29 protein-coding genes and 1 pseudogene are annotated in these 24228 nt (G+C 60.5%); 5 read left to right on the forward strand and 25 right to left on the reverse strand.

What is annotated here, in order from left to right:
- Positions 1-20: 20 nt before the first annotated feature.
- From thiL to hemA, 12 genes and pseudogenes are all read right to left on the reverse strand, one after another.
- On the reverse strand, positions 21-983 hold the full coding sequence (gene thiL, locus EM6_RS14340; protein ID WP_126423817.1) for a thiamine-phosphate kinase: 963 nt from the start codon (positions 981-983) through the stop codon (positions 21-23).
- Between the two features lie 7 nt (positions 984-990).
- Entirely contained in the window at positions 991-1524 is a 534-nt protein-coding gene (gene nusB, locus EM6_RS14345) for a transcription antitermination factor NusB (RefSeq protein ID WP_126423818.1), read from the reverse strand.
- Positions 1517-1987: a 6,7-dimethyl-8-ribityllumazine synthase gene (locus EM6_RS14350; protein WP_013480399.1), complete on the reverse strand. Its 471-nt coding sequence runs from the start codon at positions 1985-1987 to the stop codon at positions 1517-1519. Before EM6_RS14350 ends, nusB begins: the two co-directional genes overlap by 8 nt.
- Before the next feature lie 84 nt (positions 1988-2071).
- Positions 2072-3211 (reverse strand): 3,4-dihydroxy-2-butanone-4-phosphate synthase, encoded by a 1140-nt coding sequence (gene ribB, locus EM6_RS14355; protein WP_126423819.1) that lies wholly within the window; start codon positions 3209-3211, stop codon positions 2072-2074.
- Between the two features lie 158 nt (positions 3212-3369).
- A complete protein-coding gene (locus EM6_RS14360; protein WP_126423820.1) occupies positions 3370-3960 on the reverse strand; it encodes a riboflavin synthase in 591 nt (196 codons plus the stop codon).
- Positions 3961-4003: 43 nt separating this feature from the next.
- Complete coding sequence (locus tag EM6_RS14365) at positions 4004-4654, reverse strand: RibD family protein (RefSeq protein WP_126423821.1); 651 nt, start codon at positions 4652-4654, stop codon at positions 4004-4006.
- Positions 4655-4907: 253 nt separating this feature from the next.
- Positions 4908-5366: pseudogene (nrdR, locus tag EM6_RS14370) on the reverse strand (transcriptional regulator NrdR); the annotation flags it as partial.
- A gap of 66 nt (positions 5367-5432) precedes the next feature.
- Positions 5433-6728, reverse strand: coding sequence for a serine hydroxymethyltransferase (gene glyA / locus EM6_RS14375; protein ID WP_269471950.1), 1296 nt, complete (start codon positions 6726-6728; stop codon positions 5433-5435).
- Positions 6729-6846: 118 nt separating this feature from the next.
- Positions 6847-7056: a DUF6898 family protein gene (locus EM6_RS14380; RefSeq protein ID WP_126423823.1), complete on the reverse strand. Its 210-nt coding sequence runs from the start codon at positions 7054-7056 to the stop codon at positions 6847-6849.
- Between the two features lie 3 nt (positions 7057-7059).
- Positions 7060-7359, reverse strand: coding sequence for a type II toxin-antitoxin system RelE/ParE family toxin (locus EM6_RS14385; RefSeq protein ID WP_126423824.1), 300 nt, complete (start codon positions 7357-7359; stop codon positions 7060-7062).
- A gap of 3 nt (positions 7360-7362) precedes the next feature.
- A complete protein-coding gene (locus EM6_RS14390; RefSeq protein WP_126423825.1) occupies positions 7363-7638 on the reverse strand; it encodes an addiction module protein in 276 nt (91 codons plus the stop codon).
- A 39-nt stretch (positions 7639-7677) separates the two neighbouring features.
- Entirely contained in the window at positions 7678-8901 is a 1224-nt protein-coding gene (gene hemA, locus EM6_RS14395) for a 5-aminolevulinate synthase (RefSeq protein WP_126423826.1), read from the reverse strand.
- 300 nt (positions 8902-9201) lie between these two features.
- Here hemA and EM6_RS14400 point away from each other — a divergent pair, with 300 nt between their 5' ends.
- From EM6_RS14400 to EM6_RS14410, 3 genes are all read left to right on the forward strand, one after another.
- Positions 9202-9747: a hypothetical protein gene (locus EM6_RS14400; RefSeq protein WP_126423827.1), complete on the forward strand. Its 546-nt coding sequence runs from the start codon at positions 9202-9204 to the stop codon at positions 9745-9747.
- Positions 9748-9865: 118 nt separating this feature from the next.
- On the forward strand, positions 9866-10867 hold the full coding sequence (gene hemB / locus EM6_RS14405) for a porphobilinogen synthase (RefSeq protein ID WP_126423828.1): 1002 nt from the start codon (positions 9866-9868) through the stop codon (positions 10865-10867).
- Positions 10864-11415 (forward strand): hypothetical protein, encoded by a 552-nt coding sequence (locus EM6_RS14410; protein ID WP_126423829.1) that lies wholly within the window; start codon positions 10864-10866, stop codon positions 11413-11415. The genes hemB and EM6_RS14410 overlap by 4 nt, the downstream gene beginning before the upstream one ends.
- 4 nt (positions 11416-11419) lie before the next feature.
- Here EM6_RS14410 and EM6_RS14415 read toward each other — a convergent pair whose 3' ends face one another.
- Both EM6_RS14415 and EM6_RS14420 read right to left on the reverse strand, forming a co-directional pair.
- Positions 11420-12283: an NAD(P)-dependent oxidoreductase gene (locus EM6_RS14415; RefSeq protein ID WP_126423830.1), complete on the reverse strand. Its 864-nt coding sequence runs from the start codon at positions 12281-12283 to the stop codon at positions 11420-11422.
- Between the two features lie 8 nt (positions 12284-12291).
- Positions 12292-12801 carry a flavin reductase family protein gene (locus tag EM6_RS14420; RefSeq protein ID WP_232037136.1) on the reverse strand — a complete coding sequence of 170 codons (510 nt, stop codon included), beginning with the start codon at positions 12799-12801 and terminating at the stop codon, positions 12292-12294.
- Between the two features lie 146 nt (positions 12802-12947).
- Here EM6_RS14420 and EM6_RS14425 point away from each other — a divergent pair, with 146 nt between their 5' ends.
- Together EM6_RS14425 and EM6_RS14430 are read left to right on the forward strand one after the other, a co-directional pair.
- Positions 12948-13850 (forward strand): flagellar motor protein MotB, encoded by a 903-nt coding sequence (locus EM6_RS14425; RefSeq protein WP_126423832.1) that lies wholly within the window; start codon positions 12948-12950, stop codon positions 13848-13850.
- A 48-nt stretch (positions 13851-13898) separates the two neighbouring features.
- Positions 13899-14633: an arginyltransferase gene (locus EM6_RS14430; RefSeq protein WP_126423833.1), complete on the forward strand. Its 735-nt coding sequence runs from the start codon at positions 13899-13901 to the stop codon at positions 14631-14633.
- Here the strand turns inward: EM6_RS14430 and EM6_RS14435 are convergent.
- The 11 genes from EM6_RS14435 to pyrE all read right to left on the reverse strand — a co-directional run bounded on the left by EM6_RS14435 (position 14619) and on the right by pyrE (position 24105).
- Positions 14619-15260, reverse strand: coding sequence for an exopolysaccharide biosynthesis protein (locus EM6_RS14435; RefSeq protein ID WP_126423834.1), 642 nt, complete (start codon positions 15258-15260; stop codon positions 14619-14621). The genes EM6_RS14430 and EM6_RS14435 overlap by 15 nt on opposite strands.
- A 261-nt stretch (positions 15261-15521) precedes the next feature.
- Positions 15522-17738 carry a DNA topoisomerase IV subunit A gene (gene parC, locus EM6_RS14440; RefSeq protein ID WP_126423835.1) on the reverse strand — a complete coding sequence of 739 codons (2217 nt, stop codon included), beginning with the start codon at positions 17736-17738 and terminating at the stop codon, positions 15522-15524.
- A 68-nt stretch (positions 17739-17806) separates the two neighbouring features.
- Complete coding sequence (locus EM6_RS14445) at positions 17807-18205, reverse strand: GFA family protein (RefSeq protein WP_126423836.1); 399 nt, start codon at positions 18203-18205, stop codon at positions 17807-17809.
- Positions 18206-18275: 70 nt separating this feature from the next.
- Positions 18276-18743 carry a hypothetical protein gene (locus EM6_RS14450; RefSeq protein ID WP_232037185.1) on the reverse strand — a complete coding sequence of 156 codons (468 nt, stop codon included), beginning with the start codon at positions 18741-18743 and terminating at the stop codon, positions 18276-18278.
- 105 nt (positions 18744-18848) lie between these two features.
- On the reverse strand, positions 18849-19571 hold the full coding sequence (gene recO, locus EM6_RS14455) for a DNA repair protein RecO (RefSeq protein ID WP_126423838.1): 723 nt from the start codon (positions 19569-19571) through the stop codon (positions 18849-18851).
- 194 nt (positions 19572-19765) lie between these two features.
- Positions 19766-20737 (reverse strand): GTPase Era, encoded by a 972-nt coding sequence (gene era, locus EM6_RS14460; RefSeq protein ID WP_126423839.1) that lies wholly within the window; start codon positions 20735-20737, stop codon positions 19766-19768.
- Positions 20734-21462 carry a ribonuclease III gene (rnc, locus tag EM6_RS14465; protein ID WP_126423840.1) on the reverse strand — a complete coding sequence of 243 codons (729 nt, stop codon included), beginning with the start codon at positions 21460-21462 and terminating at the stop codon, positions 20734-20736. Before rnc ends, era begins: the two co-directional genes overlap by 4 nt.
- Positions 21462-22277, reverse strand: a complete 816-nt coding sequence (gene lepB, locus EM6_RS14470) for a signal peptidase I (RefSeq protein WP_126423841.1) — start codon at positions 22275-22277, stop codon at positions 21462-21464. Before lepB ends, rnc begins: the two co-directional genes overlap by 1 nt.
- Before the next feature lie 91 nt (positions 22278-22368).
- Complete coding sequence (gene acpS, locus EM6_RS14475; protein WP_126423842.1) at positions 22369-22764, reverse strand: holo-ACP synthase; 396 nt, start codon at positions 22762-22764, stop codon at positions 22369-22371.
- Positions 22761-23510 carry a pyridoxine 5'-phosphate synthase gene (locus EM6_RS14480; RefSeq protein ID WP_126423843.1) on the reverse strand — a complete coding sequence of 250 codons (750 nt, stop codon included), beginning with the start codon at positions 23508-23510 and terminating at the stop codon, positions 22761-22763. The genes acpS and EM6_RS14480 overlap by 4 nt, the downstream gene beginning before the upstream one ends.
- A gap of 4 nt (positions 23511-23514) precedes the next feature.
- Positions 23515-24105 carry an orotate phosphoribosyltransferase gene (gene pyrE, locus EM6_RS14485; protein WP_126423844.1) on the reverse strand — a complete coding sequence of 197 codons (591 nt, stop codon included), beginning with the start codon at positions 24103-24105 and terminating at the stop codon, positions 23515-23517.
- Positions 24106-24228 lie beyond the last annotated feature (123 nt).

The following is a 24228-nucleotide window of genomic DNA, read 5'->3' on the forward strand; positions in this document are numbered from 1 at the left end:
CGTAGAGCCTCTTCCAGGCCTCAGACGTGGACCCAGCCCTTGTCCTCGATCTCGATGACCTTGCCGCCGCTGATGACCGAGACCTCGCCGGTTCCGGCTTCGCAATGGCCGATCTCATAGAAACCGGCGGCCTTCAGAGCCTCGGCCCCGGAGGCATTGGCCGTGCACAAAATCTGGTAATCGTCGCCACCGGTGATCAGATCGGTCACATCGGCCCCCTGCGCGATGGCGGCGCGGGCCGCGGCCGAAGTCGGCACGCGGTCGAGGTCAATCACAAGCGCCACCTCAGAGGCTCTGGCCATATGCAGGGCGTCGGCGATCAAACCGTCCGAGACGTCCATTGAGGCATGGGCGTGATCGAGCACCACCTCGGCCAGATCGTCGCGCGGCTGCGGCAGGCGATAGGCCTGCACCAGATGCGCCTTGTGTGCCTCAGACAGTTCGTCAAATTCCCCGCGCAGCACGCGCAGGCCCAGATGGGCGTCGCCGATAAAGCCGCCAACCAGCACATGATCCCCAACCCGCGCCCCGGCGCGCGACAGGGCGCGGCCCACGGGGGCATGGCCGAAGGCGGTAATGCTGAGCAACAGCGGGCCTTCGGTCGAAACCGTATCTCCGCCGAACAGGTCGAAATCAAATTCATCCTGATCGAGGCGCAGGCCCGCCGCAAAGGCCGCCTTGCCCTCATAGGCCATGCCCTTGGGCCAGGCGGTCAGGAGTTGATAGCCATAAGGGTCGGCCCCCTTGGCCACGAGGTCAGAGATGTTGACCCGTAACAGCTTGCGCGCCACCTGATCGAGCGGATCGGTCGAAAGGAAGTGCACCCCTTCGACCATGGCGTCGGTGGTGACCACAAGGTCATAGCCTTCGCGCGCGCCCAGCACCGCCACATCGTCGATCAGGCCGCGCGCCTCGGCATTCAGGCCGGCCAGAGGCTTGAACAACCGGTCGATGACGCTGAATTCGCTGTTGTCGCCGGTCATGGGAGGCTTACCTTGCGTCCTTGGCGATGCCGTCCAGGGCGCCGTTGACGAACCGTGCCTCTTCATTGCCGAAGAAGGCCTTGGCGATCTCGACATATTCGTTGATCACCACCTCGACGGCGACATCCGGGCGGAATTTCAGTTCCCACGCCCCGGCGCGCAGGATGGCGCGCAGCGTGGTGTCGATGCGGTCAAGACGCCAGTTGGAGGCCAGACGCTCGGCGATCAGCACATCGATTTCGGCCTGAGCCTTGACGATGGTGCGCAGACCATCAGCGAAAAAGGCCTCATCCGCCGTGCCCAGACGCTGCTCCTCGCCGCCCTCGCCTTCGATGTGGCCATCAAAGCGGAAGTCGGCAAATTCGCGGATGACCGACTCAACGCCCGTCCCTGCAATCTCCATCTGATAGAGGGCCTGTACCAGCACCAGACGCGCCACGGTGCGGGCGCGCTTTTCCTTAAGCGACAGACGCCCGGACTCGGCCGCCTCATTGGCGTTCAGTTGCTCGATGACGGATTTCAGGCTCAGCGGATCAACCATGGTTGCCTCCGCGAAGGGCCTTCTTCAGGGCGATCATGTCGAGCGCCACCTTGGCGACCGTGCCGCCCTTGTCGCCTTCCGAGCGGCGGGCGCGGGCCCAGGCCTGATCCTCGTCCTCGACGGTCAGGATGCCGTAGCCGATGCACAGAAGCTGTTTCAGCGTCAGGTCCATCAGACCGCGCGCCGATTCTTCGCACACATAATCGTAATGGGTCGTCTCACCACGGATGACGCAGCCCAGTGCGACATAGCCGTCATATTTGCGCCCGGCGGGCCCCTGAGAGGCGTCTTCGGCCATGGCGATGGCGCCCGGCACCTCAAACGCCCCCGGCACGGTGATCACATCATATTCCGCGCCATAGGCTTCCAGCGCCGCCTTGGCACCGGCCAGCAGCTCATCGGAAATATCCTCATAGAAACGGCTTTCGACGATGAGGATGCGCAGGGGGGTATCAATGGTCAAGAGTTCAATCCTTGAGGACAGGTTCAGTCCGTACTTACTGGCTTATCGAGAACATAAAAAGCCAAATCTCACGACAGGGTGCGTTTAGCTGAGCGGTTTCCAGTCGATAATCTGAAGCCCGTAGCCTTCCAGCGCAGCAGGCTTAGGCTTGGAATCCGACAGGGCGATCATGTCACGCACCCCCAGATCGAGCAGAATTTGCGCCCCAACGCCATAGTCGCGCAGGCCGCGTGGCTGAGGCGTGCCCGCTTCGTCGGCAGAAAAGCGGTTGGAAATCACCTTGGGGTCGAGATCACGCAGCATGACCATCACCGCCGGGCCATCATAGGCGGCCAGCGCCTTCATCGCCTGTTCGACCAGACCGGCGCGACCGTCCGAAGCCCCCAGCACGTCGGCGGCGACATCGAGCTGATGCATCCGCACCAGGGTCGCCTTGTTCGGCACCGGCTGATGCTTGACCAACGCGATATGTTCGCCCTGATCGAGGCGGTTGCGATAGACGAACAGGCGGAACGGGCCGCCCCATTGGCTTTCGAAGGGCTTTTCCAGTACGCGATCGACAAAGCGCTCCGTGCGGCGACGATAGGCGATCAGGTCGGCAATGGTGCCGATCTTCAGGCCGTGCGTCTGGGCGAATTTGATCAGGTCGGGCAGGCGCGCCATTGTCCCGTCGTCGTTCATCACCTCACAGATGACGCCCGCCGGATAAAGGCCGGCCATGCGCGAAATATCGACCACAGCCTCGGTATGACCGGCGCGCACCAGCACGCCGCCATCACGCGCCACCAGCGGGAAAACGTGGCCGGGGCTGACGATATCGTCATAGCCCTTGGTCTGGTCGATAGCCACGGCGATGGTGCGGGCGCGGTCGTGCGCCGAAATGCCGGTGGTGATGCCGTCTTTGGCCTCAATCGCCACCGTAAAGGCTGTGCCATTGCGCGCGCCGTTTTCAGCGGCCATCGGTGGCAGGCGCAACTGACGCGAACGCTCCCCCGTAATGGCCAGACAGATCAGGCCGCGCCCGAAGCGCGCCATGAAGTTGACCACGTCCGGCGTCGCCATCTGGGCCGGGATGCAGATGTCGCCTTCGTTTTCGCGGTCCTCGGCATCGACGAGGATATAGGGGCGGCCATTGCGGGCGTCCTCCAGAATATCCTCGATGCTCGAGATGGGGCTTTCGGAGCTGACCGGGTTGAGGTCGGTGGCGATACGGTTGAAGGTCATGGGTATCTCTTACGAGTACGCCCCCTCACAGGAGCGTAGAAACAGGGGGCGCGAATTTAGAGCGATGTGCGGAAAAGTGTGAGCGGTTTTCCGCAAAAACATCGCGACAAAACAAAAATTTAGAGCGAAATGGCGTTTTCATCTAAAGTCATTTCGCTCTAGAGCGTTTCGCGCCAGCGCGCGGCATAGCGTGCCATCAGGTCGATCTCAAGGTTTAACTTGTCGCCCACCTTGCGGTCGGACAGGGTGGTATGCGTCCAGGTGTGCGGGATAATGGCCACGCCGAACACATAGTCCTCGACCTCATTAACAGTAAGCGAAATGCCGTCGAGCGCAATCGAGCCCTTGTGCGCGATATAGCGGTGCAGCGGGCGCGGCACACGCACCTTCAGGCGGTAGGCGTCACCGTCTTCGGTGAGGGCGATCAACTCCCCTACCCCATCGACGTGGCCCGACACGATATGACCGCCCAGCTCGTCTCCGACCTTCAGCGCCCGTTCAAGGTTCACGCGGTCGCCCACACGCCAGTGATCGAGCGTGGTAACGGCCAGAGTTTCGTTCGACAGGTCAAGCGTGTAACGGTCGCCGCGCTTTTCCACCACGGTCAGGCAGCAGCCGGAATGGGCGATCGAGGCCCCGATATCGACGGTCAAAAGGTCATAGGCGGTCTGTACCTCAAAGCGTGCCCCGCCGTCGTGGCGGTCAATGGCGGTCAGGGTGCCTATATCGGTGATGATGCCTGTAAACATACTGCGTCCTTACTTGCCATCTCTGCGTCAAAGGGAGACGGCGCTACTCCAGTTCGTAGCTTTCCCACAAATCGTCGCCTACCGCTTGAACGCCCACGCGGGTGAAACGGATCACCCGGTTGATGTCCGCAATGTCGAGAAAACCGATCACGGCGCGACCGTCACCGCCCAATATAGTGGGCGCACGGAACCATTCCAGTCGGTCCACCGCCCCCAGCTTGACAAAGGCCGTGGCGATCTGTCCGCCGCCTTCGACAAACAGGCGGTCGATCCCGGCCTCATTGAGTGCTTCCAGAGCCGCGATCAAATCGACGCGCTGATGCCGCGAGGCGACCTTCAACGGCCGCACACCCAGCGAGACCAGCTCCGGATTGAGGTCGTGCGTCGTCACTACATAGGTCGGGATGACGCGCGCCGTCTGCACGAGTTTGGAATGCAGCGGGATGCGTCCGCGCGAATCCAGAACGACACGCGCCGGCTGATAACCCTCATAGCCCTGCAAACGCACGGTCAGTTCGGGATCGTCCTTCAGGACGGTTTCGATGCCAACCAGCACAGCATCGTGCGAGGCCCGCAGTTCGTGCACGGCGCGACGGGCGGGCTCACCGGTGATCCAGCGGCTTTCGCCCGTGTGGGTGGCGATGCGCCCGTCGAGCGTGGTGGCCAGTTTGAGCGTGACGAACGGACGGATCATAATGCCCTCCAAACATCACCGCGTGATGTTTGGCAAGCGCAAGCGCGCGCCGCCGCCTTTGCGGCGAGCCTGCCCGGCACCTGAGGGCATAAAAAAAAGCGTGAAGCCCGTCTCCAGCCGGTCATCTCATCCTCATCGGGCTTCACGCATCATCGGTTGCGGACAGGTCCTGTTCGCCCAGCCCCTGACGGATGGGCGACGGGTCCTTCGGGTCGGGATTGCCGGCCGGGGCGGGCGTCAGCGGCACGTCTATCCCGTCACCCTCAAAGCCTTCGGCCCCCAGAAACTTCGCGAAATCCGACGTTTCCTGAAAATCCCGATAGACCGAGGCATAGCGCACATAGGCCACGGAATCGAGCGAGCGCAGGGCCTTCATGATCAGCTCACCGACCACTTCGGAGCCGATTTCGGTTTCGCCCAGACTTTCGAGCTGACGCACAATGCCCGACACCATGCGGTCGATACGCTCCGGATCAATCTGACGCTTGCGTGTTGCAAGCGAAATCGAGCGTTCCAGCTTTTCGCGGTCAAACGGCGTACGGCGGCCAGACCGCTTGACGATAATCAGTTCGCGCAACTGCACCCGTTCAAAGGTGGTGAAGCGCCCGCCGCATTCGCTGCAAGAGCGGCGACGGCGAATGGCTGCCCCATCCTCGGAGGGACGGGAGTCCTTGACCTGGGTTTCAGGGTTTCCGCAGAAGGGGCAGCGCATTCAGGGCTCCAAGCGCAATCCGAAAAGTGGGCACCGGTTTTCGGATGAATTGCGCGACAAAAATAACTACGCGTAGATTGGGAAGCGCTGGGTCAGGGTCTTGACCTGCGCGCGCACCTTGGCCGTCACGGCCTCATCCGGCGCGCCGGAGTTCGAGGCCATGCCATCGACCACATCGGCGATCAGGTTGCCAATCAGGCGGAACTCTTCCTCGCGGAAGCCGCGGGTCGTGCCCGCCGGGGTGCCCAGACGCACGCCGGAGGTGATGGTGAAGGGCTGCGGATCGAACGGGATACCGTTCTTGTTGCAGGTGATGAAGGCCTCTTCCAGCGCGTGCTCGGTCGCCTTGCCGGTCTGGCCCTTGGGGCGCAGATCGACCGACATGACGTGGCTGTCGGTGCCACCGGAAACGACGCCGAGACCGCGCGCCATCAGGGTTTCGGCCAGCACGCGGGCATTGGCCACGACCTGCGCCGCATAGGCCTTGAATTCCGGTTGCAGCGCCTCACCAAAGGCCACGGCCTTGGCCGCGATAACGTGCATCAGCGGACCGCCCTGAAGGCCGGGGAAGACCGAAGAATTGATCTTCTTGCCCAGCGCCTCGTCGTTGGAGAGAATCAAGCCGCCGCGCGGACCGCGCAGGGTCTTGTGCGTGGTGGTGGTGACGACGTGGGCGTGCGGCAGCGGGTCCGGATAGACGCCGCCCGCGACCAGACCGGCATAGTGGGCCATATCGACAAACAGATAGGCCCCGACGCTGTCGGCGATCTGGCGGAAGCGGGCAAAGTCGATGTGACGGCTATAGTTGGAGGCCCCGGCGATGATCAGCTTGGGCTGATGTTCCTTGGCCAGCGCTTCGACCTGATCATAGTCGATCAGGTGGTTGTCTTCACGCACGCCATAGGGGACGACCTTGAACCACTTGCCCGACTGATTGGCCGGCGAACCGTGCGTCAGGTGACCGCCACAGGCGAGATCCATGCCCATATAGGTGTCGCCCGGTTGCAGCAGCGAGAAGAAGACCGCCTGATTGGCGTTGGCCCCGGAATGCGGCTGCACATTGGCGAAGGCGCAGTTGAACAGTTGCTTGGCGCGCTCAATCGCCAGCTTTTCGACTTCGTCGGCATATTCGCAACCGCCATAGTAGCGGCGGCCCGGATAGCCTTCGGCGTATTTGTTGGTCAGGACCGAACCCTGCGCCTCAAGCACCGCCTTCGAGACGATGTTTTCCGAAGCGATCAGCTCGATCTGATCCTGCTGACGGGTCAGTTCGCCCTTGATCGCCGCCAGAACGGCCGAGTCGGCGTGGGCCAGGTCGCTGTTGAAATAGCCTTGCGGGATGAAGGAAGCGGGAGCGTTCACGAGCTTTATCCTGTCGTCTGGAGGAAGGTCGGCACTATATATAGCGCATCGTCCGAAATTGCGCGTCTGTTAAACCTTTGAGACAGCGAATCCAAGTGAAAACGTCTGATCCTCAGGTTTAGCAGATAATGCCGCCGCGCCCGCGGTTCAAAGGCGGCGGCTTAAGCGCTTCGAGGCGGTTTTTCAGCTTCTGCACCGCCAGCCGCTTGACCGCCTCCGGGTCCGTCGCGGGCCCCAGGGTAGACACCTCTTCGCCCGACACCGGATCAACCGCCGTGACCTTCAGATAGGCGCCGTTGCGCTGAAGTTCGAGGAGAAATTCGGACATGGGTTACTCCCTGAAACGGCTTTGCCAGCGATCGGGGCTTTGCCGATCATGAAAAACGCCCAGAACTTCAATCTCGTTTTCGCTAAAGCGATAGTACAACGTGTACGAATGCCGCCGCAATTTAATGCGTCGAATATTCTCGGCAATCAAAACGTACCGCTGCGGATGTTTTCTTATACTTGTCAGCGCCCGATCAAACGCCTCAAGCCAGAGCTGCACAGCCTCCGGATGTTCGCTATCATACCATCTGCACACAGCCTCGACATCAGCTTGCGCGGCGGGCCCGATGCGGATGTCGTGCATTCGTCAGAAGCCGTATTTATTTGCGAGCCGCTCTCGGAACACGTCCCAAGGCACGGAATCCGCTTTGTCTTGCTCGAAGGTTTCCATGCGGCGTTCGATTTCAGCGAGATGTGACGCAGGCACAGGGCCGCCGATCATCGCCAGATGACGATCACGTTTTTCGATCTGAGCCGGAGACAAACCCGCGTCGTCCTGAAGACTATCCCACAACGCCTCGATCAGTTCGAGGCGCTCCTCAACCGTCAGATCAGAGATCGCAATTCTGGACACGGCGTTCATGGAGTGAGGATACCCCCAAACCCCTGATCTGCCAAGACGTCAGGCCACCGCCGGCATACGGGCCACATTGCAGTGGCTCCACAGCTTATCCATCGCCTTGACCAGTTCATCCATCATGTCGTCATCATGGTCCGGTGACGGCGTGAAGCGCAGACGCTCGGTGCCCTTGGGCACGGTCGGGTAATTGATCGGCTGCACATAGATGTTGAAATCATTGAGCAGCATGTCCGAAATCATCTTGCAATGCACCGGATTGCCGACCAGCACCGGCACGATGTGGCTAACCGACGGCAGGACCGGGATACCCAGTTCGCGGAACCGGCGCATCAGGGTCTGGGCGCGCTCCTGATGAGCGACTCGGCGCTCATTGTGCGCTTTCAGCCAGCGCACGCTGGCCGCCGCGCCCGCCATCACCGCCGGGGGCAGCGAGGTGGTGAAGATGAAGCCCGAAGCCCACAGGCGGATGGCGTCGCACATGGCGGCCTTACCGGCAATATAGCCACCCATCATGCCAAAGGCCTTACCGAGCGTGCCTTCGATAATGTCGATCTGATCCATTACGCCGTCGCGTTCGGCCACGCCGGCCCCGCGCTCTCCGTAGAGGCCCACGGCGTGCACTTCGTCGATATAGGTCAGGGCGTTGTATTTCTTGGCCAGAGCGATGGTCCCGGCGATCTCGGCAATATCGCCATCCATCGAATAGACCGACTCAAAGGCAATGAGCTTGGGCGCATTGACCGGGGCGGCCGCCAGCAGTTCTTCGAGGTGCGCCAGATCGTTGTGACGGAAGACGTGACGCGCTCCGCCGCCATTGCGTATGCCCGCAATCATCGAGGCGTGGTTCAGCGCATCCGAAAAAATGATCAGGCCCGGCAAAATCTTGTACAGGGTCGTCAGGGTCGCCTCGTTGGCAACATAGCCCGACGAGAAGACCAGAGCGGCTTCCTTGTGGTGCAGATCGGCCAACTCGGCCTCAAGTTCGTTATGATACCAGGTCGTACCGGAGATATTGCGCGTGCCGCCCGAGCCCGAACCGGCTTCGTCGATGGCGCGGTGCATGGCCTCAATCACCACCGGGTTTTGCCCCTGACCGAGATAGTCATTGGAACACCAGACCGTGACGTCGCGCTCGCTCCCGTCTTCGCGCTGCCAGGTGGCGCGCGGGAAGGCGCCGCGATGACGCTTCAGATTGGCAAAAACGCGGTAACGACCCTCCTTGCGGACGGCGTCGATGGCGGCCTCGAATGCGGCGTTGTAATCCATGTACTTATCTCAACCCCGTTTCCACAAAAGAAACCGGGCCCTCGGTGGGTTGTTGTCAGGGTCTCAACGCCCTGTTTGACCATAGCCGTTATAGTGGGTTGTCCCGCTTATGGCCAGTATCAATATGCCATAGGTTTCGACCTGTGGCGCATCAAATCTGCCCCTGACGCTGGTGCATAATGACGCACCTCTTCCCAGCCCGCCTATCGGCACAATCGAACTGTGTTTGCATTATAATGAATTTTTTGCAAATATAGGGTTTCATGGGGTGCGCTAACAACCGTCAGCAAAGGTCCGGTCATGAACGCTTCGTCTTCCAAAGCCGTCGCCGATACTGCCTTTACCGGTCAATCCAGTGCCGCCGTCTGCGAAGAGGACGAGCGTAATCTGGCCTATGTCGTCTATGGCCTGTTGTTCGTCAGCCCGTTTTCACTGGGCATTACGGCCCTGATCGGCGCGGCGCTGGCCTATCTGCGCAAAAGCAACTGCACCTCCTATGTTCAGACGCATTTTCGCTATCAGATCAAACACTTCTGGGCGATTTTCGCCCTATGGGGCATGGCGACCTTTATCGCGGTTATCTGTACCGTCGTGCTGACCTGGACGCTCGCTAACCTCATCTGGTCGCAATACGACATCTCCGACTGGCGACGAATCGACCTCGATCTTAGCGACCTCGATATTTCCAGCATCCCGGTTTCGACCATACTCGGCGTCTCTTCGGGCTATGTGGTTTCGGCCCTGCTGACCTTCATGGCCACCGTATGGATTCTGGCTACGTCGGTGAACGGCGTTCTGAAGCTCAATAATCACAAGCCGATTGGCAAACGCTTCAGAACGGCGTAAGCCCCTGCCCCGTTGATCTGGTAATTGCGCGCCGCGGTAAGCGATGCGTTTAGAGCGCATTCCGAAAAGTGTTCAACGGTTTTCGGAATCAAATGCGCGAAAAAAATGGGGTGCCTCCATGACCTTCCCCCCTCTCGTCGGTGCCTACCCTCTGGCCCGCCCGCGCCGCCTGCGCCAATCGGCTTGGGTGCGTGATCTGGTGGCCGAACACCACCTCAGCGTTTCCGACCTGATCTGGCCGATCTTTGTGCACGACAAGGACGTGGCGCGTGACCCCATCCGCTCGCTGGAAGGCGTCGATCGTCTGAGCATCGCCGAAGCCGTCAAGGAAGCCAGAGAAGCCTATGCGCTGGGCATACCGGCCCTGGCGCTGTTTCCCAATATCGATCCGTCGCTGCGCAACGATGACGCGACGGCCGCCTATGACCCCGACGGTCTGATCGCCCGCACTTGCCGCGCCATCAAATCCGCCGTGCCGGAAATAGGCCTGATCGTCGATGTGGCGCTCGATCCCTTCACCTCGCACGGCCACGACGGCATCCTTAGCGGCGGCCGGATTCACAACGAGAAAACCATCGAGATTCTCACCCGGCAGGCGCTGGTGCAGGCCGAGGCCGGGGCCGATGTGCTGGCCCCCTCTGACATGATGGACGGACGAGTCGGTGAGATTCGCAAGGCGCTGGAGGCACAGGGCCTGACCGATAAGCTGATCCTGTCCTACGCCGCCAAATACGCCTCGGCCTTCTACGGCCCGTTCCGTGACGCGGTCGGCACCTCGGCGTTAAAAGGTGACAAGAAGACCTATCAGATGGACAGCGCCAATACGGACGAGGCCCTGCGCGAAGTCGCCATGGACCTTCAGGAAGGCGCCGACATGGTGATGGTCAAGCCCGGCCTGCCCTATCTTGACATCGTGCAGCGCGTGTCGGAAACGTTCAAGGTGCCAACCTTCGTCTATCAGGTGTCGGGCGAATACGCGATGATCAAGGCGGCGGTGAATGCCGGCTTCATGGACCACGACAAGGGCGTGTTCGAAACGCTGCTCGCCTTCAAACGCGCCGGCGCGTCGGGCGTTTTGACGTATTTTGCAAAATACGTGTCGGAGAAGTTAGCGCGATGAGCGATAACGATTACGAGTATCCGGTCAAAACCCTCAATGTAGCCTTAGCGTCCACCGACTGCGTCAAACTCATAACCGATCATCTCGATGATTATAGTCAATATGAAGGTTATGTCATTGCGTTGACGGAGAAGCTTGCCTTGCTCCAAACCATTGACGATTGGCATACTGATGGGTTTGCCGTTTTTGCTCTTAGTCACCTTGTCGGTTGGCGACAAAGCCCGACTGAAACCGGACGTTCAATCATTCTACGTTCTTTCGGTATTCACAAAGGCGTACAACCCGATGGCATAAATTTAAATAGTCTGCCAGAACTCTGTTGGGCACTAAAAACTTTGGAAAAAACCATCGCCGTCAACATAGGTAATGAGTGTGAAGTCGGAGAGATTGCTCAGGTTTCACGTCGCCTTATTTTGAATGGCATTGATGCTGTGGCCGCGCCTTTGGAAGGCCCCGTCGAAATCGATTGGGAAGACATAAGTCAAATTAGCTTTGACGATGAATATACAACCGGCTTCAAGGACTATCTCCAGTCTCTGAAAAGTTGAACATTTACTTCCGCCGCGCCTCCAGACGCGCGTGCAGCGATGAGGTGTCCCAGCGTTGGCCGCCCATAGCCTGCACCTCGGAATAAAACTGATCGACCAGTGCGGCGACGCTCAGGTGCGCGCCGTTTGAACGCGCCTCATCAAGCGCAATCCCCAGATCCTTGCGCATCCAGTCCACGGCAAAGCCGAAGTCGTACCTGCCCTCGGCCATGGTCGCCCAGCGGTTCGACATCTGCCACGACCCGGCCGCGCCCTGTGAGATGGCCTGAAACACCAGTTCCGGGTCAATATCGGCGCATTTGGCAAAATGCAGCGCCTCAGCAATGCCCTGCACCGCCCCGGCAATGGCAATCTGGTTGCACATCTTGGCCGTCTGGCCGGCACCGGCCTCGCCGATCCGGGTCAAAGACTTGGTATAGGGCAGGGTCACCGCGCGCACGCGGGCCAGTTGCGAGTCTTCGCACCCGACCATGACCGACAAGGCGCCATTGACGGCACCCGCTTGTCCGCCGGACACCGGCGCATCGGCAAAATGCAAACCTTTCCCGGCACATAGGACCGAAAGCTCACGCGCCAGTCGGGCCGAAGTCGTCGTGTGGTCAACGATCAGACTGCCCACCGCCATGCGCTCCGCCGCCCGCGTCACCAGATCGCGCACATCATCATCGCGCCCGACGCACAGGACCAGCACCTCGGCATTTTCCACGGCCTCTTCAAAGTCGGTGGCAAAGGCCGCGCGGTGCGCCTCCCCCCACGCCATCGCCTTATCCACCGAACGGTTGAAGCCCACGACCTCGAAACCGGCCTTCAACAGATGACCGGCCATGGGGGCGCCCATGACGCCCAGACCTGCAAATACGATACGCATGGAATGCCTCAAACCGGTAAAGGGTGGGTCTGGCCATAGCGGCCACGGAAATAGGTCAGGCCGTGTTCGCCAAAATGGGTTTCGGACTGATCGAAGGCTTCGACCTCACCGACAATCATCAGATGATCCCCCAGCACCTGTGTCTGGTACTGACGGCATTTCAGCCAGGACAGCGCCCCTTTCAAACGCAGCGGTTCGTCGGCAAACGACAGGTCGTCGGCTTCGCGGCAATAGGGGTTTTCACGGAAAAAGCGGTCAGACAGATCACGCTGCGCTGCGTTGAGGATATTGATGCCAAAACTCTGCGCCTCGGCAAACAGGGCATAGCGCTCAGACTTAAGGTCCAGCGACCACAGAATCAGCTTCGGCTCAAGCGACACAGAGGCGAACGAGTTGATGGTCAGCCCCATGACGCACGGGTGGCCTTCACGGTCCACCACGGGAATGGTGACGACAGCCACGCCGGTGGCAAAGGTGCCCAGGGCGTGACGATAGGCCAGACGATCAGGGTCGCTCAACGGAACCTCATGGCAACAGGAATACCCCCTCCTTTGACCCCAAAAGCCTGCGGGGGTCAATCGCTGAAACCGCCTCAAAACCGCTGACGGCCTCAACCGCCTGTTAAGATTAATGACCGATAGATTGATGAAGTTCCGGAGTTCGTATGGCCAGTCGCGACGCCCCCATTGTCATCAAGAAAGTCAAGAAGGTCGTCGGCGGCGGACACCACGGCGGCGCGTGGAAGGTTGCCTATGCCGACTTCGTGACCGCCATGATGGCCTTCTTCCTGCTGATGTGGCTGATCAACACCACCTCCCCTGAACAGAAAAAGGGCGTGGCCGACTATTTCGCCCCGGCCAGCGTGTCTCAGACGACTTCCGGCTCAGGCGGCATTCTGGCCGGGACCGCCATTGGCCATGACGGCGTCAAGCAGGAAGGCTCGATGGCCTTTATCGAGCATATGGCCCCGGAAGCCCCGGACGTGCAGGATCGTGACGGCACCGCCAAAAATGCCGCCGACCTGTCGCAGACGCCGGAAGAGGAACTGCGCGAAGAGTTGCAAAAGCGCGAGGAGGCTTCGTTCCGCTCGGCCGCCGAATCGCTGCGTCAGGCGCTTCAGGACATGCCCGAACTGGCCGAATTGTCGAAAAACATCCTTGTCGACCAGACGCCAGAAGGGTTGCGCATCCAACTGATCGATCAGGAAGGGCGCGCCATGTTCAATGCCAACTCTACCCAGCCCAATGAACGCGCCCGCCTGTTGCTGCGCGCCGTGGCCAAGGTCGTCAATCAGTTGCCCAACCGCATCTCGATCACCGGGCACACGACCGGCACCCCCGGCATGGGGCAGTCGGATAAGGACTGGAAACTGTCGGCTGATCGCGCCGATGCCTCGCGTCAGGTGTTGCAGGGGGCCGGTGTCGATCAGGACCGCGTGGCGCAGGTTTCAGGCAAGGCGGCGAAGGAACCTCTGTATCCGGACGACCCGACTCTGGCTGGCAATCGCCGCATTGCGATTATTTTGCTACGCGAAGCGCCCGTTCTCCCAGAAAACCCTTCTCTTTGACGGAAAAATGGGGTCTGATGGGATGACAGGATCATCAGGCATCACCCCATGAGCGAGCATTTTCCGGGACGAAAGCTCAGATACTATCTGACCATCCCTGGCCCTTGCCCGTATCTGGAAGGTCAGGAGGAACGGAAGGTGTTTGTGCACCTCCCCCCCCTCGAAGCCATCAATGTCAATGATCAGCTCTCGGCCATCGGCTTCCGCCGTTCTCAGAACATCGCCTACCGTCCAGCTTGCCCGGCCTGTCGCGCCTGTCAGTCGGTGCGCATCCCCGTACACGGCTATCAGCACAACCGAACGGACAAACGCATCCTGAAACGCAATGCAGGGCTGACGCGGCATTTCCGTGAGGCCGAAGCGACGCGCGAACAGTATGATCTGCTTCAAAAATATCTGAAGGCGCGCCACCCCGACGGCGGCATGATGGACATGACCTGGCCCGATCTGGTGGCCATGGTCGAAGACACGCTGGTGCGCACCCACATCATCGAATACCGGCTGGAGGGGCAACTGATCGGCTGCGTACTGGTAGATGCGCTCAATGACGGCCTGTCACTGGTCTATAGCTTCTACGACCCGGACCTGATGAACCGCTCGCTGGGCCGCTTCGTCATTCTGGACCACATAGATCAGGCACAACGCGCGGGTTATGCCTATGTCTATCTCGGCTACTGGGTGAAGGGCTCGCCCAAGATGGACTATAAGGCGCGTTATCGCCCGCTGGAGGCGCTGACCGATTTCGGCTGGACCGAGATCGACCCGGATTTAACTGAAGACTGAGTTCAGTCCGCGCCCGGCGGCAAAAGCGCCATAAATAATCCCGCCGACATACAGCGTGGCCGCCAGTGCAAACACCTGCCCCAGCAGCACAAACAGGCCATCACGCTGGATCATGCCGACCGCCGTCAGCAGAATCGCCACCGCCGGCAGGGTGTTGGAAAAGGGAATAATCCCCAGCGGCAGCATCATGATCACCGCCGCATAGATGAGGACCAGCGCATTAACGCGGTTCGACACTGCGCCGCTGGTCAGCCTCAAAAGGCGGGGCTTGACGAAACGGTCGATCTTCGACACCACGCCAACCCCGCGTTGCAGCACCGGCACCAGCTTCGCCGTCTCGATCTCACGGTCCAGTATCTTTTCCGGCAGCCACGGCAGGCGGTTGAAAAGAATAGCCACGGCAATGAGGATGATGGCGGCGCTGAACGGAATGGAAATGCCCGGCACCGACACAGGGATCAAAAACGGCAGGCACAGCAACACGCAGAGCAGCAGCAGACCCTGCTCGCCCATCATGTCGATCAGTTCCCGTAGTGTTGTGTGCTTACCCTCAATGCGCCCCACCGTATGGGTCAGCATGGCACTGAGGGTTTCGGAAGTGTCGTGAAAGCCAAAAATCTTACGCATGCGGCATATGCACCGAAAGGCGGATAAGGGCGCAAGTGGAAAATCGTTTGCGTGGCTGGACGTTTTTTAGGGTAGAAAGAGAGAACCACAGATTACACAGATTGCACAGATGACGTGCGCAGTGACTACGAGGCTTTCCGCCACACACTGTGCCTGCAAAACCCGACAATCTGAGCGGCATAACCGGGCCTGACAAAAAAGAGACGCGCCGGGGCGCGTCCCAATCTGTGGAATCTGTGTAATCTGTGGTTCCGTAAAGCCTTATGCCGGACGCAGCTTGCGCAGGCCGCGCGGGGCCATCTTGCCGACGCTGGCGCGCTTGCCCACAAAGTCTTTCCAGTCCTTGAAGTCGCGCGCCTTGCCCGATCCGTCGTACCACTGCACCGGCCCGGCCTGATCGAAGATGGCGATGTCCTTCACGCCGCCGTCCTTATAGCCTTGCAGCTTGACGCCCTTGCCGCGCGCCATTTCCGGCAACTCGCTGACGGGATAGACCAGCACCTTGTTGTTTTCACCCAGAATAACCACGTGGTCGCCCGTCACCGGCAAAGCCACAAAGGCCTCGGTGCCATCCGCATTTAGCACCGACTTGCCGGCCTTCTTGTTGCCGACGGCGTCCTCTTCGTTCATCACGAAGCCATAGCCGTTCTTCGACACCATCAGGCGCTTAGCCCCCGGCGTGAACATGAAGACGTTGACGATACGGGTGTTTTCTTCCATCTCCAGCATCAGTTGGAGCGGTTCACCGTGCCCGCGACCGGACGGCAGCTTGTCGCAGCCGAGCGTAAAGAAGCGGCCGTCTGAGGTCATGATCAGCAGCTTGTCGGTATTGTAGCCGGGCACCAGGAAGCCGAGATTGTCGCCTTCCTTGAACTTCAGCTCCGACGGATCATCGACGCGGCCCTTGGTGGCGCGAATCCAGCCGCGCTCGGACAGGATAACGGTCAGGGCCTCCTTGGGCAGGTACGATTCGATGGCCGCCACCTCGACGCCCTGCGGCGCTTCGGCAAAGGTGGTCCGGCGCGCCGACAGAAGTTGCTTGCGCACCTCGGTCAGTTGTTCGTCGATCCGCTTCCACTGCTTCTTTTCGGAGCCCAGCAGCGACAACAGGCCGTCGCGTTCCTTCGACAGCTTGTCGTGCTCGCCCTTGATGGCCATTTCTTCCAGCCGCGCCAGTTGCCGCAGCCGCGTATCAAGAATGTAATCGACCTGCACCTCGGTCAGTTCGAAGCGCGCCATCAGGGTCTGTTTCGGCGTCTCGTCCTCACGGATAATGCGGATCACCTCATCCAGATTGAGGAAGGCGATCATCAGGCCGTCGAGGACGTGCAGACGCTTCTCGATCTTGTCCAGACGCCATTGCGACTGCCGGATCAGCACTTCGCGGCGGTGGTCAAGGAAGGAGGTCAGGATGGTCTTCAGACCCATGACGCGCGGCGTGCCGGTCTTGTCCAGCACGTTCATGTTGAAGGCAAAGCGCGTTTCCAGATCGGAGATCTTGAACAGGCTTTCCATCAGCACTTCGGGGTCGATATTGCGCGTCTTGGGCTCAAGGATCAGGCGCACCTCTTCATCGGATTCGTCGCGCACATCGCCCAGCAGCGGGGCCTTCTTGGCCTCGATCAGGTCGGCCAGTTGCTCGATCAGCCGCGACTTCTGCACCTGATACGGGATTTCAGAAACAAGGATACGCCAGGCCCCGCGCCCCAGATCCTCAACCTCATAGCGGGCACGCACCCGCACGCTGCCGCGCCCCGTCTCATAGGCCTCAAAAATGGCTTCGCGGCGTTCGACGCAGATGCCGCCGGTCGGAAAGTCGGGCCCCGGAATAATGGCCATCAGGCCGTTGGTGTCGGTATCGGGTTCGGCGATCAGCAGCTTACAGGCGTCGATCAGCTCCGCGACATTGTGCGGCGGGATGGAGGTCGCCATGCCCACGGCGATGCCCGTCGCGCCATTGGCCAGCAGATTCGGGAACGCCGCCGGCAGCACGACCGGCTCCTCGTCCTGACCGTCATAGGTCGGGCGGAAATCGACGGCGTTTTCGTCGATGCCGTCCAGCAGCAGCATGGCCGCCGTCGTCATCTTGCATTCGGTGTAACGCATGGCGGCGGCACTATCGCCGTCGATATTACCGAAATTCCCCTGCCCATCGACCATGGGATAGCGTTGGGCGAACCACTGCGCCATACGCACCAGCGCGTCGTAGATCGACTGATCGCCGTGCGGGTGGAAGTTACCCATGACTTCCCCGACGACCTTGGCCGATTTGCGCGCCGCCGCCTGCGGGTTCAGCCGCATATTGTGCATGGCGTACAAGACGCGCCGGTGCACCGGCTTCAGGCCGTCGCGCACGTCCGGCAGGGCGCGGTGCATGATGGTGGACAGCGCATAGGCCAGATAGCGCCGCGACAGGGCCTCGCCCATCGGTTCGCTGAGGATACGGCCGCCTTCGTCAGGAATCACATCGTTGCTCATGCCTTATGCGTAAGGCTTTCGCGCTTTTCGCACAAGCACATATGCAGAACAGGTTGTGGAGGGCGCCCTCACCAATTGTTGCGGCCATCCAGCGCTTCGACCGGCAGGCTGTTCAGATCAAAGCCATCGACCATGCGCATATTGATGGCAACGATGCGCTGTTCCGGCACGACGCCCGCCTCCCCTTTGGGCGTTCCGTCGGCATTATAGGCCGAGGCCCAGTCTGGGCTGTCACCGTGCGTATTGCCGCCACAATGGCCGCAGAAATGATGCTGATTGAGGCCACCACTGGCCGAATAGGTGCGATCGTGCGTCGAACTGTGGATCGTCACCTCACCTGGCGCAAAATAGGCCCATACGGCCCCGACGCGATGGCAGTAGGTGCAGTTACAGGTCCGCACGCCTTCGGGCGCTTTTAAGATGTCGATGCGGGTCGCGCCACAATAGCAGGTGGCTGTGAGGGTCATGGTTCGCTCCTGTTGAGGGAGGGAACGTCGCAGAGCGTGATGACAAAATCTGTCAGCAGGGTTTAAATGCTCAGAACAGGGCGTCCACGGCGTTTTGCAGATCGTTTTCGATGCGCTCGGCCCGCCCGTGAATATGAGCGTCCATTTCAACGACCCGAGCCTTCAGGCTGTCCAGACGCGCCGCCAGATCTTCGCGCGCCGCCTCGTCTTCAAGATTGGAACTGAGCAGAATCTGGATGCCGGACTCGAACTCCTCAAGCGCCTTTTCGCAGGCCTCATCGAAGGGTTTGCGCACCATGTCGGGCGACGCCTTATAGGCGGCGATGACCACGTCTTTTTGCTCAAAGCCGGAATTTTCAAAGTGTTCGACATAGCCGCGACGCCGCCAGTCCATCAGCTCCTCAGCCATGTCCGGCATGTCGAGGCCCATTTCGAACAGCATGATCGCTTCGTTGAACAGGTTGAGGTAGTCCGTCGCCAAACCCGTCTCCGGATTGACGTTGGCTGCCCGCAGTTCCTGTTCGCTATACCCTGACATACCCGTCAAACTACCCGCCCGAATCGAGCCCATCGGCCTAACTTAGTGAAAACACGTTACCAAAGCATGGAGAACGATGTTTTCGCGTATATTTTAAAAACGGAATCAGTAATCCCGTACACTGTCGATAAGGCGCGTGCGGATTTCGGGCAAGGGTTGATTGAGCGGATGAAAGATATGCCGCTCCAGAAAATAGCCGGTCAGGTCCAGCCCGCGGCGCAGATCGTCGGCCTGAACGCCGCCTTGTGACGACAGCAAAAATCCCGGTAAAGGCAGCAGCTTATCCTTATAGGGCTCGCCTTCGCGGCGGCTGACAGCGCGGGCCGAACGCGGCGAGACATAGATCAGATCGTCGCGGCTGCCGCTCACCGCACAGACCGACAGGTCGAGGCCAAACCCGACGGCTTCCAGCAGGCCCATCTCGAAGCGCACATAGACATAGGGCCAGACGCCGGGCAGGCCGAAGGCCTTGATCAGCGCTTCAAAGGCATAAAACGCCCCCGGATAGGCCTCGCGCTCAGGCAGGACGGCCCGCGTCATGACGCAGGCGCACTGCACGCCGATCAGGGCCATCGGGTCGTCGAAAATGTCAGCCGTAGCGTCGCCTTCGGGCTCGAGCGTGGCCGAGCCCAGTTGGTCGGCGGTGCGCGCCCGATAGGACAGGCGCACGCGGCTGGCCGGTTGCAGATAGGGCTTGAGCCGGCGCGAGGCCCCGCCGGGCACATGGGCGGCGATATGACCGTGTTCCAGAGTCAGAAAATGCACCACCGCACCGGTTTCCCCATGCGGCCGGGCGCTTAGGACAAAGGCATCGTCTTCGAAGGTCAAATCCTCCTCCCCTGCGCCAGCGGGGGAGGTGGCGAGCCCGCGAAGCGCGGCGAGACGGAGGGGGCCGGACGGTAACGTGAAGCCCCCTCCGACACGCCTTCGTTAGGACTCCGGCGTGCCACCTCCCCCGCTTCGCCTAAAGGCTCGCAAGGGAGGAGAAAGGCGGAGCGTCTACCGGCCAGCCTCACGTGAAATTACTCCCCGAACTCCAGACCAAACTGCGCATATAAAGCCCGGTCGTCGCTCCAGCGCTCATTAACCTGCACGTGAAGGAACAGGTGCACCTTGCGGTCGAGAATATCCATCAACTCCTGACGGGCGCGCTGACCGATCCATTTCAAAGTCTGGCCGTTCTTGCCCAGCACGATGGCGCGCTGACCGTCGCGTTCGACGAAGATGGTCTGTTCGATGCGCGCCGCGCCGTCCGGCATGTCCTTGAAGTCGGTCGTCACCACGGCGCAGGCATAGGGCAGTTCCTCATGCACGCGCAGGAACAGCTTTTCGCGGGTGATTTCGGCGGCCAGAATACGCACCGGCGCATCGGCGGCCTGATCTTCCGGATAAAGCCACGGCCCCGAAGGCATTTTATCAGCCAGCGCCTCCATGAGGTCGCCAATGCCATTGCCCTTTTCGGCCGAGATCATGAAGACCTGATCGAAAACACCTTCCTTGAACAGGCTGTCGGCCAGAGCCAGCAGGTTATCGCGGCGCAGAAGGTCGATCTTGTTCAGCACCAGAATGGCGCGGCGGTTATTAGCCTTCAGCCCGGCAATGATGGTCTCGGCGTCTTCGACCGCCAGCTTGTCGGCACCGGTCGGCTTGGTGTCGGGGGCCGGGAAATGCACGGCCAGATGCGCCGGAGCGTCGATCAGCATGACGACGATGTCGGCATCTTCGGCTCCGCCCCAGGCCGATTTGACCATGGCACGGTCCAGACGCCGGCGCGGCTTGAAGATACCCGGCGTATCGACCAGCACGATCTGCGCTTCGCCATGAATGGCGATACCGCGCACCGGAAAGCGCGTCGTCTGCACTTTCTGGGTGACGATGGAGACCTTGGAACCGACCAGGGCGTTGACAAGGGTGGATTTGCCCGCATTGGGCGCGCCGATGATGGCGGCGAAACCCGCGCGCGTTGTCGCGGGAGAAGAAGAGGTGATCGTCAATTAAGACCTGCGTGTTCGATAAAGCTGAGGGCCGCCGCCTTTTCGGCGTCCTGACGGGACTTGCCGCTGGCGACGACGGGATCATAGCCTTCTAGCGTGAGCGCGACCTTAAAGATAGGGGCATGATCGGGACCAGTGCGTTCCACGATCTCATATTTCGGTGAAGCCAGCTTCTGCTGCGCGGCCCATTCCTGAAGGTGCGACTTGGGGTTCAGGTGCGAACGGGAGTGGCTGGCGCGGATATGCGGTTGCCACAGGGGGGCGAAGATGCGCCGCGCCGTCTCAAAACCGCCGTCGAGATAGACCGCTGCGATCAGGGCCTCACAGGCATCGCCCAGAATGGTCAGGTTGGAGCGCCCGCCGCTTTTGGTTTCGCCGGGGGCCAGACGCATGGCCGCCCCGACGCCCAGAGACGTGGCCACCGCCGCGCAGGTTTCGCGGCTGACCAGCCCGTGCAGGCGTTGCGACATCTCCCCTTCGGCGGCCTGCGGAAAGGCCTGCATCAGGGCTTCGGCCACCAGCAGGCCCAGCACGCGATCCCCAAGAAACTCCAGCCGCTCATTATCGCCGGAGACGGTCTTTTTGGGGCGCCCATCGCTGACACTGGCGTGGGTAAGCGCGCTGTCGAGCAGTTGACGGTCCGCAAAGCGGTATCCGAGTTTCGCCTCCAGTTCATCCAGCACCTTCTGCCGATGACCGGAGGCATCCCTTTGCATACGTGTCATTATTTCAGGGACTTGAAGAAACGGTCCCAGCGCAGGTCGAGCCACGTCCACGGCTTGAACAGCGAGGCCCCCTTGTTCCACGAGATCAGCACCATAACCGCCTTGCCCTCAAGGTTTTCGGCGGGCACGAAGCCAACGCCCGGCTGGAACGGATCGGCGGGCGAGAAACGGCTGTCGAGCGAGTTGTCGCGGTTGTCGCCCATCACGAAATACTGACCTTCGGGGACGGTAAATTCCTGCGTATCGTCGGCTTCGGGCTTATAACCCATATCCTGCGTGAGGTGGGTTGCGCCGTCAGGAAGGTCTTCCTGCATCACCTCAACATCCGGCGTCGCATAGGTGATACCGGCGGAGATCGGCCCCTTGTCGATGGTGGTCACCGGCTGATCATTGATAAAGACCTGACCATTCTTCACCTGAACGCGGTCGCCGGGCAGGCCGATGACGCGCTTGATGTAATCGACCTTGGTGTTGCTGGGCAGCTTGAACACCACGATGTCGCCGCGCTTGGCCTGCTTTTCGAAAATGCGGCCCGAAATCACCGGCGGCGAAAACTGGATGGAGTGCTTCGAATAGCCATAGTCCCACTTGCGCACCACAATGTAGTCGCCCTCATAGAGGTTGGGCTCCATTGAGGCCGACGGGATGGTGAAGGGCTGGAAAAACAGCGTGCGGAAAACCAGAGTGATGATCAGGGCGATCGCCACGGTCTTAATAATATCCGACCATTCGTCCTTAACCGTCGACTTTTCGTCGCTTTCGACAATATCTTTTTCTACGGCCACGTCTTCCGTAACCTTGTCCTCAGCGCTCATAAACAGCCCCATTCCTTTAACGCCTATAGCTTTAAGCGCATTCCTTCGGCCTGTCTATTTTTAGATTCCGGCCAAAAATAGACGTTACATTTTATTCAGGGAGCGCCTCGATAATCACATAGGCCCCGGCCAGATCGCCCTCATCCGTCAGGCTGAGGTGGATGCGCGCCGCGCAGCCCTGCGGTAACAGCGCCTGAAGCCGGTCAAGCGCGCCGCTTTTAAGTGTCACCTCAGGCTTGCCCAGCGCATCATTGCGCACCTCTATGTCGGTGAAATGAAAGCCGCGCAAACCGCTGCCCAGCGCCTTCATCACCGCCTCCTTGGCGGCGAAACGCTTGGCCAGGGTCGGATGCACCGGCGTTTTCGACAGGGCATAGGCCTGCTCGGCGGGCGTGAACACGCGGTCGAGGAATTTCTGACCGAAACGTTCGACCGATTGCCGGATGCGCCGTGCGTCGGTCAGGTCCATGCCCACGCCAAGGATCATAGGCGCGCAGCGTCCATCAGGTGCCGCATACGGCTGACCGAAGCCTCAAGCCCCACAAAGATGGCTTCACCGATCAGGAAGTGGCCGATATTCAGTTCTTTGATCTGAGGCACACGCGAAATAAAGGTCACGGTATCATAGTCGATGCCGTGGCCCGCATGGACCTCTATGCCGACCTCGGCCGCCATGTGCGCCGCCCATTCGAGCTTCTTCATCTCGGATTCGACGATGGAGCGTTCACCTTCGCGCCAGGCGTCGCACAGGGCCCCCGTGTGGAATTCGACCACGGGCGCGCCGATGTTCGACGCTGCCGATACCTGAAGCGGGTCGGTGGCAATAAACAGCGAGGTACGGATACCCGCCGCATTGAGCCGCGCGACCGCGGGCCCCACGACGTCTATATTACCCGCCACATCCAGACCGCCTTCGGTGGTGCGTTCCTGACGCCGTTCGGGCACCAGACAGCAGGCGTGCGGCTTGAGATCGAGCGCAATGCCGATCATCTCATCGGTCACCGCCATCTCGAAATTCAGCGGCTTTCCAAACGCATCACAGACGGCTTTCAGCGCCCAGATATCCTTATCGAGCACGTGGCGGCGATCTTCGCGCAGGTGCGCCGTGATGCCATCGACCCCGGCCTCAAGCACCTGGCGCGCGCCGCGCACCGGGTCAGGCGCATGGCCGCCGCGCGCATTGCGCACCGTGGCGATGTGGTCGATATTGATACCCAGACGGATGCGGTTCATGGCATCAGGCCTTTTGCGACAGACGACGGCTGCCGGGGTCCTGCACCGGAATAGCGGCCAGTTCCGGCGGCAGGGCATCGGCGGGATAGGCCGGGACTTCGAGGCTGGCCAGCGAGATCAGCGGCACGCCGACATCTGCCTTGCCCCCCGACCGGTCAACGATACAGGCCGCCGCGACGACTTCGCCGCCCAGCGCCTGAATGGCCGCGATACATTCGCGCGACGACAGGCCGGTGGTGACGATGTCTTCGACCATGACCACTTTCGCACCGGGTTCGATGTGGAAGCCGCGACGCAGCTTGAACTCACCCTCGACGCGCTCGACATACATGGACGGGACCTTCAGGTGCCGCGCCGTCTCATAGCCGGGAATGATGCCGCCCACGGCCGGCGAAATCGCCACATCGACGCTACCGGCCTGCGCCACGATCTTTTCGGCCAGCGCCTTGCACAGGCGCTCACAGCGGTCGGCATTCATGAAGACGAGGTTTTTTTGCAGGAACAGCGGCGAATGCAGCCCGCTCGACAACACGAAATGCCCCTCTCTCAGGGCATTGGCGTCACGGAATTCATTGATCACGTCTTCAGAGGTCATGGGAGGGTCCCGGCAGTATGTGTTTTGCCGCTACATAGGCCAAATCGTCGTCCGACCCAATAAGTATTTCAGGCGCATTCGTACACACTCGTGATTTGCTTACTTTGATCCCTTACATTAAAG

It is taken from the genome of Asticcacaulis excentricus (assembly GCF_003966695.1).
GTDB classification, from domain to species: Bacteria; Pseudomonadota; Alphaproteobacteria; order Caulobacterales; family Caulobacteraceae; genus Asticcacaulis; species Asticcacaulis excentricus_A.

Excerpts from the sequence above, each read along its gene's own strand:
- thiL (WP_126423817.1), bottom strand. The coding sequence starts at position 983 with ATGACCGGCGACAACAGCGAATTCAGCGTCATCGACCGGTTGTTCAAG.
- nusB (WP_126423818.1), bottom strand. The coding sequence starts at position 1,524 with ATGGTTGATCCGCTGAGCCTGAAATCCGTCATCGAGCAACTGAACGCC.
- ribB (WP_126423819.1), bottom strand. The coding sequence starts at position 3,211 with ATGACCTTCAACCGTATCGCCACCGACCTCAACCCGGTCAGCTCCGAA.
- EM6_RS14360 (WP_126423820.1), bottom strand. The coding sequence starts at position 3,960 with ATGTTTACAGGCATCATCACCGATATAGGCACCCTGACCGCCATTGAC.
- EM6_RS14365 (WP_126423821.1), bottom strand. The coding sequence starts at position 4,654 with ATGATCCGTCCGTTCGTCACGCTCAAACTGGCCACCACGCTCGACGGG.
- EM6_RS14380 (WP_126423823.1), bottom strand. The coding sequence starts at position 7,056 with ATGTCCGAATTTCTCCTCGAACTTCAGCGCAACGGCGCCTATCTGAAG.
- EM6_RS14385 (WP_126423824.1), bottom strand. The coding sequence starts at position 7,359 with ATGCACGACATCCGCATCGGGCCCGCCGCGCAAGCTGATGTCGAGGCT.
- EM6_RS14390 (WP_126423825.1), bottom strand. The coding sequence starts at position 7,638 with ATGAACGCCGTGTCCAGAATTGCGATCTCTGATCTGACGGTTGAGGAG.
- hemA (WP_126423826.1), bottom strand. The coding sequence starts at position 8,901 with ATGGATTACAACGCCGCATTCGAGGCCGCCATCGACGCCGTCCGCAAG.
- EM6_RS14400 (WP_126423827.1), top strand. The coding sequence starts at position 9,202 with ATGAACGCTTCGTCTTCCAAAGCCGTCGCCGATACTGCCTTTACCGGT.
- hemB (WP_126423828.1), top strand. The coding sequence starts at position 9,866 with ATGACCTTCCCCCCTCTCGTCGGTGCCTACCCTCTGGCCCGCCCGCGC.
- EM6_RS14410 (WP_126423829.1), top strand. The coding sequence starts at position 10,864 with ATGAGCGATAACGATTACGAGTATCCGGTCAAAACCCTCAATGTAGCC.
- EM6_RS14415 (WP_126423830.1), bottom strand. The coding sequence starts at position 12,283 with ATGCGTATCGTATTTGCAGGTCTGGGCGTCATGGGCGCCCCCATGGCC.
- EM6_RS14425 (WP_126423832.1), top strand. The coding sequence starts at position 12,948 with ATGGCCAGTCGCGACGCCCCCATTGTCATCAAGAAAGTCAAGAAGGTC.
- EM6_RS14430 (WP_126423833.1), top strand. The coding sequence starts at position 13,899 with ATGAGCGAGCATTTTCCGGGACGAAAGCTCAGATACTATCTGACCATC.
- EM6_RS14435 (WP_126423834.1), bottom strand. The coding sequence starts at position 15,260 with ATGCGTAAGATTTTTGGCTTTCACGACACTTCCGAAACCCTCAGTGCC.
- parC (WP_126423835.1), bottom strand. The coding sequence starts at position 17,738 with ATGAGCAACGATGTGATTCCTGACGAAGGCGGCCGTATCCTCAGCGAA.
- EM6_RS14445 (WP_126423836.1), bottom strand. The coding sequence starts at position 18,205 with ATGACCCTCACAGCCACCTGCTATTGTGGCGCGACCCGCATCGACATC.
- EM6_RS14450 (WP_232037185.1), bottom strand. The coding sequence starts at position 18,743 with ATGTCAGGGTATAGCGAACAGGAACTGCGGGCAGCCAACGTCAATCCG.
- rnc (WP_126423840.1), bottom strand. The coding sequence starts at position 21,462 with ATGACACGTATGCAAAGGGATGCCTCCGGTCATCGGCAGAAGGTGCTG.
- lepB (WP_126423841.1), bottom strand. The coding sequence starts at position 22,277 with ATGAGCGCTGAGGACAAGGTTACGGAAGACGTGGCCGTAGAAAAAGAT.
- acpS (WP_126423842.1), bottom strand. The coding sequence starts at position 22,764 with ATGATCCTTGGCGTGGGCATGGACCTGACCGACGCACGGCGCATCCGG.
- EM6_RS14480 (WP_126423843.1), bottom strand. The coding sequence starts at position 23,510 with ATGAACCGCATCCGTCTGGGTATCAATATCGACCACATCGCCACGGTG.
- pyrE (WP_126423844.1), bottom strand. The coding sequence starts at position 24,105 with ATGACCTCTGAAGACGTGATCAATGAATTCCGTGACGCCAATGCCCTG.